This is a genomic window from Bifidobacterium choerinum (assembly GCF_002761235.1).
Classification (GTDB): domain Bacteria; phylum Actinomycetota; class Actinomycetes; order Actinomycetales; family Bifidobacteriaceae; genus Bifidobacterium; species Bifidobacterium choerinum.
The window spans coordinates 1,521,345-1,536,701 of sequence record NZ_CP018044.1; the positions used below are offsets into that span (position 1 = coordinate 1,521,345).

Below are 15,357 nucleotides of genomic sequence, written 5' to 3' on the forward strand. Positions count from 1 at the left end.
GGACAACGCAGGAACGGACGTCGCAATCGACGACCGGTAAGGACATAAGATGAGCGAACCGGAACAGAACAAGCCACAGGATGCATCCGAGTATGATGCGCACGCCGTGCCGACCGCGTCGCATCCCGATGCGTCCGTGGCACAGACGACACAATCGACGCAGCCTGCCGCAGCGCAGCCGACGGTTCCCGATACGCGGCACGACACGGCGACGCCCGCGACGACGCAGTCGCCGATCGATTCAAAGGACAGGAGCGCCGCGGACATTCCGGACTCGGAGGTGTCGCAGGCCATTCTGGAGACCGACATGCCGGTCGAAGGCCCGCCGAACGGACTCGCATACGGTGCGATGGACAGCCAATTCCCGCCGGGCTACGACCCGTACATCTTCGGACGCCCAGAGAGCGGGGAGACGCACGAACAGGTCGAACGCGAGGCCCGCGACGAGGAGAACCGCATCGAACGGCGTCGCGCGGATCTGCGGAAGCCGAACCCGATGGCCACGCCGCCTGCGGGCTACGGGCAGCAGAACGGCGCACCGTGGTCGAACCAGAACGCCGACCCGAACGCGCCCTTCGGCGACCGACGCAACTACAACGCCGACAGCCGCGGCAAGCTGCCGCGCTATGTGCAGGGCATCGACCTCGACGACCCCAATCAGAACGTGTACTACGGGCGGTGGGACACGAGCTCGATCATCGCGTTCGCGCTGTCGCTGCTGCTGCCGGTGCCGTTCCTGCCGGCGCTGCTCGGCGCTTTCGGGATGTACCGCACGAAGCTGATGAGGATGAAGGGCTTCGGCTTCGCGTTGGCGGCCGTCATCATCAACGTCATCTATTCGATCGCGATGATCTGGATGATGATCAACGGCGTATCCACCCAGGACGTCCTCAACGACATGCTGCACATGCTGGGGCTCAGCGGCCCCACCGACAGCCCCTCCACGACGCCGACGCCCACTCCTACCGATACGGCCGCGCCGATGCCTTCGCCGTCGTCTACGGGCGGCACCGCCGGTGACGGTGTGACGTCCGCGATGGGATTGTGACGGAGACGTGCGCTGACCTTCGGCGACGTCGTTCATGATGCCGCCCGTAACCCGATGCCGATGACATCGTCGGCGCGGGGATACGGGCGGCATCGTCGTTGATGCCATCACCGTCGGTGCGTCGTAAACGCCATGTGTGCCGGTGCCGGCAACATGGCTGCCGCCGGTAACGCGGACGCCGTCGGCAACATGGCCGCCGCCGGTAAGAGCCGGCAGGGCGAGAGCGTGCGGTGGACGGCGTGCTCGTCGTCGGCACGTCGGGGTCATCGGCGTATCAAAGTCGCAAACGTATCGGGACCGGTCACGCCTCATATGCGTGTCGGGCGGCGCCTGGGCGGTGCCTTTCCACGGCGGGGATGCGGATATCACGGAAGGCGAACAGGGAAGACGAAGCCCGGAGGAGTTATCCACAGCGACACGCCGTGGAAATTCCGTCGACACGCCGTCGACACACCCATCCGGTCACATACCCCCATCCGAGTGGACACGGCGCGCGCCGCGTCCGTACCGTCGATACATGGAAACGCAGACGTATGGGCCGGAGTACGATCCGGCCGGGCATGAGGACGGATACGAACGCAGGCTCCGCGAGGGAAGCCCGCCGAACCTGCTGCCGATGCGCCTGCAGCTCATGGAGCTGCAGGCGCATGAGATCGCGCGATGCCTCGAGGCGCGGTCGCGACTCAGCCGCGACCTGCTGTTCGGCGGCTTCACCGCGCTGCGGCTGCAGGGGGTGCCGTTGCCGTGCACGCTGCCCCGATACGGGGACACGGTCGGCAGCGACGACCTGTGCGTGCTCGCGACGCGTCGCAATACGCGCAGTCGATTGCAGGGCGCGCGCTTCTACCATATGAACATCCCGCTGCGGATCGTGGAGCCGATGCCAGGCGTGCGCTGCGTGGACGTCGTATGCGCGTGGTTCATGATTGCCCGATTCCTATCGTTGGAGGAACTCGTGACGCTCGGCGACTGCCTGCTCATGCGCAGCGCCGTGCACGATCGGGTCACGATCGGGGATTTCGACGCGTTCGTCACACAGATGGAGAAGCTCGGCAAATCGCACGTCCTCGGCCGCAAGCGCGCTCCGCGCGGTGTGAAGAAGGCACGTCGCGCCATCGCCCTGCTCCGGGGGAACATGGAGTCGCCGCAGGAGGCGCGCCTATCACTGGAGCTGAAGAAACGCGGACTGCCGGAACCGTCCGTCAACCTGTCGATCATGCTGTACGACGGTTCCGTCGTGCGCGGCGATCTGGTGTTCGTCGAGGCCGGCGTCGTCTGCGAATACGACGGCGCGCACCATCTCAGACAGCTGGAGCAGGATCGCATACGCCGTGCGAAGATCGAATGTTCCGGCTGGCTGTATGTGCAGGTGACGCGCGTCGACATGGCGACGCCGGACGCGCGCGCATGGATGGCCAGACGTGTCGCGGACGCGCTCGAGGAACGCACCGGCGTGCGATATCCGACCGACGACGTGATCCCGCTTGAGGCGATCGCCGACCATGCGCTGCGCATGTCGGCGGCCGCTTGGGATCGTGTGGCGTAGATCTATGGGATGCGGAAAATCAGGGAGGATGCGCGTGCGGAGCAGTTGGTAGGAACTCCGGCTATCAGAGCACGCAGAAGATATGCGTTGCGGACGTGGAGCGTGGAGAAGGGACGGACGTGCGGAAGAGTCGGTTCGTTCGGTTCTTTGGTCGTCCGTTGCGTATGGGCGGTCGACGGTCGGCTGAATGCCTTACTGGCGGTCGTGCGCATCTATGGGTGTGGGCGGTCTTACGGGCGGCGGCCAGCCGAATCCGCCTGATGTCGCCTTACGGGTGGTGGACGTCTGTGTTTACAGGCGGCGTCGTCTTATGGGCAGCGTCGTCTTATGGGTGGTCATGCTCGCGAGCGTGGGGCAATGTGAGCGATGCCATGTCTTCTCCCGTGCGATTATGAATGCATAATTATGCAATGTACTGCATAAAGAGTATCGTCGTTCGCATAACCAAAAAGTTGGTCGCATCGATCACCGACTACTGCCGCTACCGGCGGCGTATGTGCGGATGTCCGTGGACGTCGTGCCGCCCGTAACGATGGGACGTCGCCCGCAGCGGCGACACATGAAGCATGATGCCGGATGCGGAAAGCGGCGGGCGCCGCCCGTAACGGATGTCCGTCGCTCGTATACGCTCCATGCGGGCGTGCGCCGCGGGCGCATATGCATATGGACATACGCGGTGCCGCCAGTAAGAGACTGGCGTATGTGGACGACGGACGGCGGGTGCCGCCCGTAAGGAACATGCGGCGCGCGGCATGTGGCGGATGGTCGGCGACCAACGGAGAACACTGACGGCACGGCCCCGGCGGGGTCGGGAAAGAAGGCATCGGGAATGACGAAGTACACCGTCGCGGTCGCGGGCGCGACCGGTTACGCGGGTGGGGAGGCGTTGCGCATTCTCGCGGCCCATCCGAATTTCGAAGTGACGACCGTCGCCGGCCATTCGTCGGTCGGCGAGAAGCTCGGCGTCTACCAGCCGCACATCCCGCAGCTGGCCGACCTGACCATCGTCGACACGACGGCCGACGCGCTCAACGGCCACGACGTCATCATCCTAGCACTGCCGCACGGCGCATCGGGCGCGCTCGCCGCGCAGCTCGACGAATCGGCGACCGTCGTCGACCTGGGCGCCGACCATCGCCTGGAGATGCAGCAGGCATGGGACGACTACTACGGCGGCGTGTTCTACGAGCACTGGACCTACGGCATGCCCGAGCTCATTCTGGGCAAGGACTCCAACGGGCAGTACCTGAGGCAGCGCGACGTCATCAGCGGTGCCGCGGCGACGGGCGTGCAGCCCGTAAGCGGGACGCAGACGTCGGACGACGTGCGGCCCGTAAGAACGGGGACGCGGCGGATCGCCGGACCCGGCTGCAACGTCACGGCCACGACGCTCGCGATGCAGCCGGCGATCGCGGAGAACCTCGTCGTGCCGCACACGATCGTCGCCGATCTGGCCGTCGGCTATTCGGGGGCGGGCAAAAGCCTCAAGCGTACGAATCTGCTCGCATCGGAGGCGCTCAACTCGGCGACGCCGTACTCGGTCGGAGGCACGCACCGCCACATCCCCGAGATCCTGCAGAACTTCGCGCACGCGGCCGGCCTTGGCGCCGAGGCCGCGAACGAATTCACGCTCGCGTTCACGCCGATGCTCGTGCCGATGTCGCGCGGCATCCTCGCCTCGGTGAGCGCGAAGCTCACCGACAAGGCGCTCGACATGGACGACGACGCCATCCGCGCCGTATGGACGAAGGCCTATGAGAGGCAGCCATTCGTGTTCGTGCTACCCGAAGGCGTGATGCCGGCGACGCAGAACGTGCTCGGCTCGAACGCCGCGCACATACAGGTGGCGGTCGACCGACGAAGCCGGACGCTGCACGCCTTCGCGGCGATCGACAACCTCAACCGGGGAACGGCGGGGCAGGCGGTGCAGTCGCTCAACCTCGCGTTCGGACTCAACGAAGAAACAGGACTCAGCAAGATCGGAGTGGCACCATGAGCGTAACGTTCGCACAAGGATTCACGGCCGCCGGCGTCGTCGCCGGCATCTCGTCGGTGGAGGGGAAGAAGGACCTCGCGCTCGTCGTGAACGATGGACCGCTCAAGGCCGCCGCCGGCGTCTTCACGACGAACCGGTTCTGCGCGGCGCCGGTGCAGTGGTCGCGTCAGGTGGTCAAGGACGGCCGCGTCGACGCCGTCATCCTCAATTCGGGCGGCGCCAACGCCTGCACCGGCGTCGAAGGCTACGAACAGTCCTCGAAGACCGCGCACAAGGTCGGCGAGCTGCTCGGCTGCGACGCGGACGACGTGGCGGTGTGCTCCACCGGACTCATCGGCGAGCTGCTGCCGCTAAGCAAGGTGCTCGCCGGCGCCGAGGCCGCATACGCCGCGCTCGACGACACCGTCCAGGCCGGCGAGGACGCGTCCCATGCGATCATGACGACGGACACGAAGCCGAAGACCGTGACGCGTCTGGGCTCGAACGGGTTCCGCATCGGCGGCATGGTCAAGGGATCGGGCATGATCGCGCCGCAGCTGGCGACGATGCTGTGCGTGATCACGACCGACGCCGTCGTCACGCCCGAACAGCTGCGGAGTGCGCTCGACGCCGCCGCCGACACGTCGTTCAACCGCATCGACGTGGACGGCTGCATGTCCACGAACGACACCGTGCTGCTGCTGGCGTCCGGCGCCTCCGGCATCACGCCCGACGCCGACGAGTTCGACGCGATCGTCGCCGACTGCTGCTCCGCGCTCGCCCGACAGATCATCGGCGACGGCGAAGGCGCGAGCCACGACATCAAGATCACCGTGGACGGCGCCACCGACGAGGACGCCGCGCTCGCGTGCGCTCGCGCCGTGGCCGCGTCGAACCTGCTCAAATGCGCGATCAGCGGCAACGACCCGAACTGGGGACGCATCGTCAGCTCGCTGGGCACGGTGCCCGTGGACGTCGCCCCCTACGATCCCGACCAGGTGACCGTCGACGTCAACGGGGTGCGCGTGTGCGACGGCGGCAAGCCCGGTTGTGACCGCAGCGAGGTCGACATGACCCCGCGCGAGGTCGACATCGTCATCGGGCTCAACGTCGGCGGCGCCCACGCCACCGTGTGGACCGACGACCTCACCCACGAATACGTGCACATCAACGCCGACTACGAAAGCTGACCGTCGCATCCGGCGGCGCGCGCCACGCGCCACGGGATGCGGCACCACCCTTACGGGATGCGACTCCCTACGGGCGGCGGTCCGCGGCGACCATCGCGGAAGGCCATCCGTCGTTACGGGCGGCATGCGCCATGGCGCCGCGGATCTCCCCGCCAGCTACGGGCGGCACCGTTCGCCATGCCGTTACGGGAGGCGGACGGCCGATTCCGCGGCGCACCCTCGGCGGCATGCCACCCGTAAACGGGAACGCCGCAACCGCCCGCATGTCGCATGCCACCCGTAAGCGACAGGGGGCGGACGGCGACTATCGTGGCCGTATGGGCCGCCGGCGGTGCAGGCGCAACGGCGCGAGAACAGGAGAACGATAAGGAATCATGACGAAACAACTGAAAGGTCCAGGCTTCCATCTGGACGTGCACACGGACCTGCGTCCGGACCAGAAGGCGGAGGTGCTCATCGAGGCGCTGCCGTGGCTGGAGGAGTTCTACGGGAAGACGGTCGTCATCAAATACGGCGGCAACGCGATGGTCGACGACCATCTCAAGAGCTGCTTCGCCGACGACATGGTGTTCCTGCGTCAGGTGGGCCTGCATCCCGTAATCGTGCACGGAGGCGGCCCGCAGATCTCGCAGATGCTCAAGGCGCTCGGCATCCATTCGGAGTTCAAGGGCGGCCTGCGCGTCACGACGCCCGAGGCGATGGACGTCGTGCGCATGGTGCTCACCGGCAAGGTGTCGCGCGAACTCGTTGGCCTCATCAACGCCCACGGCCCGTACGCGGTGGGACTGTCCGGCGAGGACGGCGCGCTCTTCTCGGCGACGCAGCGCATGCCGATCATCGACGGCAAGCCCACCGACATCGGTCTGGTCGGCGACGTCATCGGCGTCGACGCGTCCGCCGTCATCGACCTCATCCATTCGGGACGCATACCGGTCGTGTCGTCGGTCGCGCCGAACGAGGAGGACGCGACGGAGGTGCTCAACGTGAACGCCGACTCGGCGGCCGCCGCGCTCGCGACCGCGCTGGGCGCGCATAAGCTCATCATCCTCACCGACGTCGACGGCCTGTACGCCGACTGGCCGAACCGCGACTCGCTCATCGGCCGCATCGGCGTCGAGGACCTGCGCGACATGCTGCCGCAGCTCGAAAGCGGCATGCGACCGAAGATGGAGGCGTGCATCCGCGCCATCGACGGCGGCGTGCAGCAGGCGCACATCATCGACGGCCGCAAGCCGCATTCGATACTCAACGAGGTATTCACAAGCGCAGGGATCGGCACGATGGTCGAACCCGGCGAGGGACTGGAAATGAGGAACTCATATGACAACCGAGCATGACACGAACGCGGCATCCGCTACCGATGGCGCGACAAGCGGCGCATTGACCGAGGACAGGCGGCTGCTCGACGAATATAACGACGTGCACATGCACGTCTTCGGCACGCCGCTGCGCGTCCTCGACCATGGGCAGGGCGTGCACGTCTGGGACGTCGACGGCAACGAATACCTCGACTTCCTCGCCGGCATCGCCGTCAATTCGATCGGCTACGCGCACCCGAAGTGGATCGAGGCCGTCGCCGCGCAGGCCGCGCAGGTCGCGCACGTGAGCAACTACTTCGCGACGCGTCCGCAGATCAGGCTCGCGGAGAAGCTCATCGAGCTCGCCGGAGCCCCGAAGGGATCGCACGTCTACTTCGGCAACTCAGGCGCCGAAGGCAACGAGGCGGCCCTCAAAATGGCCAAGCTCTACGGGGCGCGGCTGCGCGACGAGCTCGGCACGGACAAGCCGTACCGCATCATCGCGCTGACGCACGGCTTCCACGGACGCACGATGGGCGCGCTCTCCGCGACCTGGAAGCCCGCGATCCGCGTGCCCTTCGAGCCGCTCGTGCCGAACATCGAATTCGTCGACGCCAACGACATCGACGCGATGAAGGCCGCCTTCGACGCCGCCGACAAGGGGCCGGTGGCCGCGGTCATCATGGAGCTCGTGCAGGGCGAAGCCGGCGTGCTGCCGCTCGACGCCGATTATGTGCGCGGCGTGCGCGCGTTGTGCGACGAGCGCCGCGCGCTGCTGATCATCGACGAGGTGCAGACCGGCATGGGACGCACCGGATCGTGGTTCGCGTTCCAGCGCGAGGACCTCGGAGGCGTCACGCCGAACATCGTCACCTTCGCGAAGGGCGTCGCCGGAGGTTTCCCGATGGGCGGCATGATCAGCTTCGGCGAGGAGCTGTCCTCGCTGTTCTCGCCGGGAACCCACGGTTCGACCTTCGCCGGCAACCCGTTGGGCGCGGCCGCCGCGCTCGCGACGATCGGCGTGATCGAGGACGAGGGGCTCGTGCAGTGCGCGGAGGCGCGCGGCGAGCAGCTGCGCACCGACCTGCGTGCCACCGACAACCCGTTGTTCGAGCAGGTGCGCGGACGCGGCCTGCTCAACGCGATCGTGCTGAAGCGTCCGTGCGCGCACGCCGCCGTGGACTGGGCGCTCGAACATGGCCTCATCGTCAACGCCTGCGCGCCGAACGTCCTGCGTCTGGCGCCGCCGCTCGTTGTCAGCGAGCAGGAGGTGAACGAGGCGGTGGTGATCCTCTCCCAGCTGCCCGACGATCTGCCTGACGACTGATCCGCGCACTTACGGGCGGCATCGCCTACGGGCAGTGCCGCTGCTACGGGCGGCACTGCCGATAAGCGGCGCCGCCCGCCGCCCGTAAGCGGCGTGACCGCACGAGGCAAAAGGACACCGCGCATACGTGCCGCAACAAGCAAGCAAACAATCGCAACAACCAACATCAGGGAAACAAGAAGGAGGCCATCATGGGACAGCTCCGTCACATGCTGCGCGACGACGACGTCAACCATGACGAGCAGAAGCAGATCCTCGAACTCGGTATGAAGTTCCGCGAGAACAGGTTCTACCACCGCCCGTTCGAGGGGCCGCAGGGCGTCGCCGTGCTGTTCGACAAGCCGAGCACGCGCACGCGTTCCAGCTTCTCGATCGGCGTCGCCGAACTCGGCGGCTACCCCCTCGTCATCGACAAGTCGGGATCCCAGCTCGGTCGCGGTGAACCGATCCGTGACACCACCGAAGTGCTCACGCGCATGGCGTACGCGCTCGTGTGGCGCACCTTCGAGCAGTCGCGCATCGAGGAGATGGCGCGCGTCGCGACGGTGCCGGTCGTCAATGCCCTCACCGACGAATTCCATCCGTGCCAGGTGCTCGCCGACTTCCTGACGATCGCGCAGTTCAAGGGCGGCGTGGACGCGCTCGAAGGCATGACGATCGCCTACCTCGGCGACGCGGCGAACAACATGGCCAACTCCTACCTGCTCGCCGGAGCCGTCGCCGGCATGCATGTACGGGTGGCGGGGCCCAACGGCTTCCTGCCCGACGACGCCATCGTGCAGGACGCCGAGGCGATCGCCGCCACTACCGGCGGTAACATCCTCGTGACCACCGATCCGCAGGAGGCGGTGCGCGACGCGGACTGCGTCTTCACCGACACGTGGGTGTCGATGGGTGAGGAGAGCCAGTACGACGTGCGTTCGAAGCCCTTCTGGCAGTATCAGGTCAACGAGGAGCTCATGGCGCTCGCCAAGCCGGACGCGCTCTTCCAGCACTGCCTGCCCGCCTACCGCGGCAAGGAGGTGACCTCCGCCGTCATCGACGGTCCGCAGTCGGTGGTCTGGGACGAGGCCGAGAATCGTCTGCACGCGCAGAAGGCGCTGCTGACATGGCTCATCGGCAAGCAGCGCGGCGACGAAAGCCTGCTCTCCTGATGACCGATTCGACGACTCCGCTGCAGCGTCCGGCCAGTCGCGCCGCACGCCTCAACGCGATCGAGCAGGCGCTCGCCGACCATGTGGTCACGTCGCAGTCGCAGCTCTCCGAGATCCTCGCGGACCAGGGGATCGAGGTGACGCAGGCGACGCTCAGCCGTGACCTCGACGAGATGAACGCGACGAAGACGCGGCTTCCGGACGGCAAGGTGGCGTACACGATCGACGACCAGCCGATTCCTGCCGCCGGCTTCGACGGCGACGAACGCTCGCAGCAGCAGATGACGCGCATCCTGTCCGGACTCGTGACGTCGGTGGCCTGCGCCCGCAACCTCATCGTCGTGCACACGTCGTCGGGCGCCGCGCAGTACGTCGCGAGCGTCATCGACAAGCATCCGATAGGCGGCGTCCTCGGCACGATCGCCGGCGACGACACCGTGCTCGTCATCTGCGTGGACGATGCGATGGCCGAGCGTCGCTCCGCATGGCTGCTCGAGGTCGCCTCCACGCAGAGCTGAGCGCGACCCGTCGTCGCGAACCCTTACGGGGAGTGGCTGTGCAATGCCCGCCTGACTGCCGGCTGCCGATAATCGGCAGCCGGCAGTCGAGTATTTGATGCGCCATGCAGAACGCGTCGTACGCCGCATCCCGTAAGCGGCATGCGGCGTACGACGTGCGCTGTGCATGACGTGCGCTGTGCATCACATGTCGTACATGTCGCTTATGGGAAGCAATCGTCGCGGACGGCGGATGGCCGATCCGTCGGCGCCGCCGGTAAGCGGATACCGTCGTTATCGGCGGCGGATGCCGTTGCCCGACGACGAACGTTGACGCTACCGGTAGCGGAGGCAGTTGCCGCCGGTAGGAGATCGATGGCGGGACGACGGATGACGGTGCTGTCGGCAGGCGGGCGACGGCGCCAGTGGGGGATTGATCGTGACGTCGATAGATGCGTGTGCTACCGGTAGATGATCGGCGGTGCTGCCGATAGACGATCTGCGATGCGGCCCGTAAACGCTCGCCGATGCATCCCGTAAGCATTCCGCAGTGGCCGCTCGTAAGCGATGCGTCCCGTAAGCAAATGCCGCACGCAGGCGATTGGGGAGGTCGCGGTCATGGACACGGAATGAATATTTATACAGAGGACTGTATATACTCATGAATATCTGAACAGAAAGGTCAACCCATGAGCGAACAGAATCGCATTGTGCTGGCGTATTCCGGTGGTCTCGACACCTCGGTCGCCATCCCGTACCTCAAGGACCGCACGGGCAAGGACGTCGTCGCCGTCTCCCTCGACGTCGGCCAGGGCGGCGAGAGCCTCGAGACGATCAAGGAACGCGCACTCGCATGCGGCGCCGTCGAGGCCTACGTCGTGGACGCCCGTGACGAATTCGCGAACGAATACTGCATGCAGGCGCTCAAGGCGAACGCGATGTACGAGGGCGTGTACCCGCTCGTCTCCGCGATCTCGCGTCCGCTCATCACGAAGCACCTCGTGCGTGCCGCCCACCAGTTCGGCGCCGACACGATCGCGCACGGCTGCACCGGCAAGGGCAACGACCAGGTCCGCTTCGAGGTCTCGATCCAGTCGATCGACCCCGAGCTCAAGGCCATCAGCCCGATCCGCGACCTTTCGCTGACGCGTGACGTCGAGATCGCCTACGCGAACGACCACAAGCTGCCGATCGTGCAGACCGAGAAGAGCCCGTTCTCGATCGACCAGAACGTGTGGGGCCGCGCCATCGAGACCGGCTTCCTCGAGGATCCGTGGAACGCGCCGACGAAGGACTGCTATTCCTACACCGACGATCCCGACTTCCCGCCGGTCGAGGACGAGGTCGTCATCGAGTTCAAGCAGGGCGTGCCGGTCAGGATCGACGGCCGCGACGTCACCCCGCTGCAGGCGATCGAGGAGATGAACCGCCGCGCCGGAGCCCAGGGCATCGGCCGCGTCGATCTCATCGAGGACCGTCTCGTCGGCATCAAGTCGCGTGAGCTGTATGAGGCGCCGGGCGCGATCGCGCTCATCACCGCGCATCAGGAACTCGAGAACATGTGCCTCGAGCGCGAGCAGCACCGCATCAAGCGCGACATCGACAAGCGCTGGGCCGAGCTCGTCTACGACGCGCAGTGGTTCTCGCCGGCGGTCAAGTCTCTCAACGCGTTCATCAACGACACGCAGCAGTACGTTTCCGGCGAGATCCGCATGGTCATGCACGGCGGCCGCGCCGTCGTCGTCGGACGTCGCTCCGCGGAATCGCTTTACGACTACAACCTCGCGACCTACGATTCCGGCGATACCTTCGACCAGAACGCGTCGAACGGCTTCATCGAGATCTACGGCCTGCCGACGAAGGTCGCCGCCGCGCGCGATGTCAAGTTCGGCAACGGCATCGAGGTCCCGGACAACGACGTCGAGTGACGTTGACTCGTATCGCGCATGAACGTTCCGATCGATGAACGTTCCGATCATGGGGAGGGCGGCAGCCGCGCGCTGCGCGTCCTCCTCGTTTTTCCGCCGCGTTCGCCTCCCGTAGGCGACGTCGCCTCCCGTAACAGATTTGCCGTCGCGGGTGCATGCGACCCGTAACGACGAACGATGGCGGGACGAACGGCAACCGGGAGCATGCATCCCGTAAGGACACGGAGGGTGCGCAGGACGCTCGGCGAGCCGTTCGAACCGCTCGCCGCATCCCGTAAGGACTAAGGACAGAGAGAGAATGCGTCCCGTAACGATAACGATGTGGGGGATGCATCCCGTAGCGACCACACCGTAACGATGCGGCGCGTACATCCCGTAATATCATCCCGTAATAGATGACGATAGATGACGCAGGACGTACGTCCCGTAACGGGCCGTGACGACCTTCGGCGGCCGGCGGACGTGGAAAACGGCGGCGGATTTCGACGAACACCGGTAGGATGAACACCGGCAGGAAGAAAACACAGGTGCGCCTGACGTCGCGCGCCACTGCATATCACGTCGTCGGCATGGCGACGAAGGAGACATGGAGACATCATGAGTGACGAACGCATCGTCGGAACGACCGACATCGAGACCTCGCCGACCGCGCAGCAACAGCCGTCGGGGGAGCATCTCGCGTTGTGGGGAGGCCGTTTCTCCTCCGGCCCGTCGCCCGAGCTCGCGCTGCTGAGCAAGTCCACGCAGTTCGACTGGCGACTCGCCGACGACGACATCGCCGGCTCGCGCGCCCACGCGCGTGCGCTCGGCCGTGCGGGCCTGCTCACTCCCGACGAGCTGCAGCGCATGGAGAACGCGCTCGACGAATTGCAGCGCCGCGTCGACAGCGGCGAGTTCGCGCCGATCGAGGACGATGAGGACGAGGCGACGGCGCTCGAGCGCGGACTCATCGACATCGCCGGCGACGAACTCGGCGGCAAGCTGCGCGCCGGACGTTCGCGCAACGACCAGATCGCGACGCTCATCCGCATGTGGCTGCGCCGCCACGCACGCATCGTCGCCAAGCAGGTGCTCGCGCTCGCCGACGCGCTGTGCGAGCAGGCGAAGGCGGCGGGCCGCACCGTCATGCCGGGGCGCACGCACATGCAGCACGCGCAGCCGGTGCTGCTCGCACATCAGCTCATGGCGCACGTGTGGCCGCTGCTGCGCGACGTCGAACGCTTCATCGACTGGGACAGCCGCGTCGACGCGAGCCCCTACGGCTCCGGCGCGCTCGCCGGCAACACGCTCGGCCTGGAACCGACGGCCGTCGCGCGCGAACTCGGCTTCACGAAGGTCACCGAGAACTCGATCGACGGCACGTCGAGCCGCGATCTCGTCGCCGAATATTCGTTCGTCGCCGCGATGATCGGCGTCGACATCTCCAGACTGTCGGAGGAGATCATCATCTGGAACACGCAGGAGTTCGGCTTCGTCACGCTCGACGACGCGTACTCCACCGGCTCGTCGATCATGCCGCAGAAGAAGAACCCGGACATCGCCGAGCTCGCGCGCGGCAAGGCCGGCCGTCTCATCGGCGACCTCACCGGCCTGCTCGCGACGCTCAAGGGCCTGCCCACCGCGTACGCGCGCGACCTGCAGGAGGACAAGGAGGCGGTGTTCGACCAGACCGACACGCTCGAGGTGCTGCTGCCCGCGTTCACCGGCATGGTGCGCACGATGCGCTTCAATGCGGAGCGTCTCGAACAGGAGGCGCCGACCGGCTTCGCGCTCGCGACCGACATCGCCGAGTGGCTCGTGAAGAACGGCGTGCCGTTCCGCCATGCGCACGAACTCTCCGGCGCATGCGTCAAGCTGGCCGAAAGCCGCGGCGAGGAGCTGTGGGACCTGTCCGACGACGATTTCATCGAGATCTTCCGCGGTTTCGTGGCGCCGGAGCAGGCGGTGAAGGTGCGCGAGGTGCTGTCGACGGAGGGTTCCGTCTCCGCGCGCGCCGGCAAGGGCGGCACGGCGCCGACGCGCGTGCGTGAACAGATCATGTCGGCGAAGTCGCAGATCGAGCGCCTGCACGGCATGTTCCAGGCCAAGAGCGACGGCATCGCCTACAAGGCGGCCGGCTCCCTCGCGAAGAAACAGTGACGTCCGCCTGACGCATGGGCGCGCCGCACGGAGACCTCCGGCGGTGCGCCCATGCGTTCGCGCGGCGCACACGGCCGTCGACATCGCCGTCGACTGCCGCGTGCGCCGCGCATATATCGTCCCGCAATCGTCTACGGGCGGCAACGTTCGGAGCACGGCGCCGTCTACGTATCGCCCGGGGATTGAGCACGGCCATCGCTTACGGGCAGCGGCGTCCGTGAACAATATCGTCTGCGTCCGCATACGCTTACGGGACGCACTGTCTAGGGAGGCGTTCTCTTACGGGATGCATCCCGTAAGAGAACGGCACCGATTGCGGATGGCCGCATCATGGTCGGATGAATGAAGGGGGAGCGCATGCTGAGTCGGGAACGCATCGACGCCATCGTGCATCACTACGGGCAGGACATTCTGGACCACGAGCACATGGAGATCGAAAAACGAAGTCTGCAGCACGGCGACGTCACGACGTACGAGCATTCGCTGGAGGTGGCGCGACTGAGCGTGGCGATCGCCGATCGGCTGCGACTGTGGAACCATGTGAACCTGCGCGCGCTCGTACGGGCGGCACTGCTGCACGACTACTTCCTGTACGATTGGCACGACTACGACGACGGCAGCCATCGGCTGCACGGATTCCGCCACCCGTACGCCGCCGAACGCAACGCGCGCACCGATTTCGAGATCGACGACGTCGTCGCGAACAGCATCCGCACGCATATGTTTCCTCTGACGCCGATACCGCCGAAACATCTTGAGGGGGTCATTGTGAACGTCGCCGATACGGCGAGCGCCATCCAAGAGACGCTCGCATCGTGGATGTCGCGGCTGTTGCGGCGTAAACGTGCGGATGCCGCCCGTAAGCGTCAGCGACGTCGCCGGTAGGGGGTACATGATGCTGCCCGTAAGGATTTGCCCATCGATGACGCCGTCGATGGGCAATCGGGGGCGCTGCCGATAGGAATCCGATGATGCCGCCCGTAAGGAATCTGTCGGGAATCGACGATGCCGCCCGTAAGAGGTGCTACCCATAAGTGTTGACGGTGAATCGATGGTGCCACCGGTAGGGAACCGAGAAGCGGCGCCTGCAAGACGGCGCCATCGATGAGGAATCGGCGGTGCTGCCCGTAAGGAATCGGCGGTGCCGCCCGTAGGGAATCGAGATGTGCCGCCGGTAGGGAATCGGGGGTGCAGCCGGTAGGGAAGGCACTGAGGGAGAGCGGTCTCGCGCGGGGCGGCATGGTGCATCTCGGGG

10 protein-coding genes and 1 pseudogene are annotated in these 15,357 nt (G+C 66.2%); all 11 read left to right on the forward strand.

Going from position 1 to position 15,357, the window contains the following annotated elements; all coding sequences use genetic code 11:
* Positions 1 to 49 precede the first annotated feature (49 nt).
* The 11 genes and pseudogenes from BcFMB_RS06065 (at position 50) to BcFMB_RS06115 (ending at position 14,987) form a co-directional block, all read left to right on the forward strand.
* Positions 50 to 1,048 (forward strand): hypothetical protein, encoded by a 999-nt coding sequence (locus BcFMB_RS06065; RefSeq protein ID WP_099721289.1) that lies wholly within the window; start codon positions 50 to 52, stop codon positions 1,046 to 1,048.
* Between the two features lie 517 nt (positions 1,049 to 1,565).
* Positions 1,566 to 2,594, forward strand: a complete 1,029-nt coding sequence (locus BcFMB_RS06070) for a hypothetical protein (RefSeq protein WP_024540866.1) — start codon at positions 1,566 to 1,568, stop codon at positions 2,592 to 2,594.
* 829 nt (positions 2,595 to 3,423) lie between these two features.
* Positions 3,424 to 4,590 (forward strand): annotated as a pseudogene (locus BcFMB_RS06075) (N-acetyl-gamma-glutamyl-phosphate reductase); the annotation flags it as partial.
* Positions 4,587 to 5,759, forward strand: a complete 1,173-nt coding sequence (gene argJ / locus BcFMB_RS06080; RefSeq protein ID WP_024540868.1) for a bifunctional glutamate N-acetyltransferase/amino-acid acetyltransferase ArgJ — start codon at positions 4,587 to 4,589, stop codon at positions 5,757 to 5,759. The pseudogene BcFMB_RS06075 and the gene argJ, both read left to right, overlap by 4 nt.
* A gap of 374 nt (positions 5,760 to 6,133) precedes the next feature.
* Complete coding sequence (gene argB / locus BcFMB_RS06085) at positions 6,134 to 7,096, forward strand: acetylglutamate kinase (RefSeq protein ID WP_099721290.1); 963 nt, start codon at positions 6,134 to 6,136, stop codon at positions 7,094 to 7,096.
* Positions 7,080 to 8,384 (forward strand): acetylornithine transaminase, encoded by a 1,305-nt coding sequence (locus tag BcFMB_RS06090; RefSeq protein WP_099721291.1) that lies wholly within the window; start codon positions 7,080 to 7,082, stop codon positions 8,382 to 8,384. The genes argB and BcFMB_RS06090 overlap by 17 nt, the downstream gene beginning before the upstream one ends.
* Before the next feature lie 188 nt (positions 8,385 to 8,572).
* On the forward strand, positions 8,573 to 9,538 hold the full coding sequence (gene argF, locus BcFMB_RS06095; protein WP_099721292.1) for an ornithine carbamoyltransferase: 966 nt from the start codon (positions 8,573 to 8,575) through the stop codon (positions 9,536 to 9,538).
* Positions 9,538 to 10,056, forward strand: a complete 519-nt coding sequence (locus tag BcFMB_RS06100; protein WP_024540872.1) for an arginine repressor — start codon at positions 9,538 to 9,540, stop codon at positions 10,054 to 10,056. Before argF ends, BcFMB_RS06100 begins: the two co-directional genes overlap by 1 nt.
* Positions 10,057 to 10,724: 668 nt before the next feature.
* Complete coding sequence (locus tag BcFMB_RS06105; protein ID WP_099721293.1) at positions 10,725 to 11,963, forward strand: argininosuccinate synthase; 1,239 nt, start codon at positions 10,725 to 10,727, stop codon at positions 11,961 to 11,963.
* A gap of 597 nt (positions 11,964 to 12,560) precedes the next feature.
* Entirely contained in the window at positions 12,561 to 14,102 is a 1,542-nt protein-coding gene (gene argH / locus BcFMB_RS06110) for an argininosuccinate lyase (RefSeq protein ID WP_099721294.1), read from the forward strand.
* A gap of 342 nt (positions 14,103 to 14,444) precedes the next feature.
* On the forward strand, positions 14,445 to 14,987 hold the full coding sequence (locus tag BcFMB_RS06115) for an HD domain-containing protein (RefSeq protein ID WP_232513765.1): 543 nt from the start codon (positions 14,445 to 14,447) through the stop codon (positions 14,985 to 14,987).
* Positions 14,988 to 15,357: the final 370 nt, after the last annotated feature.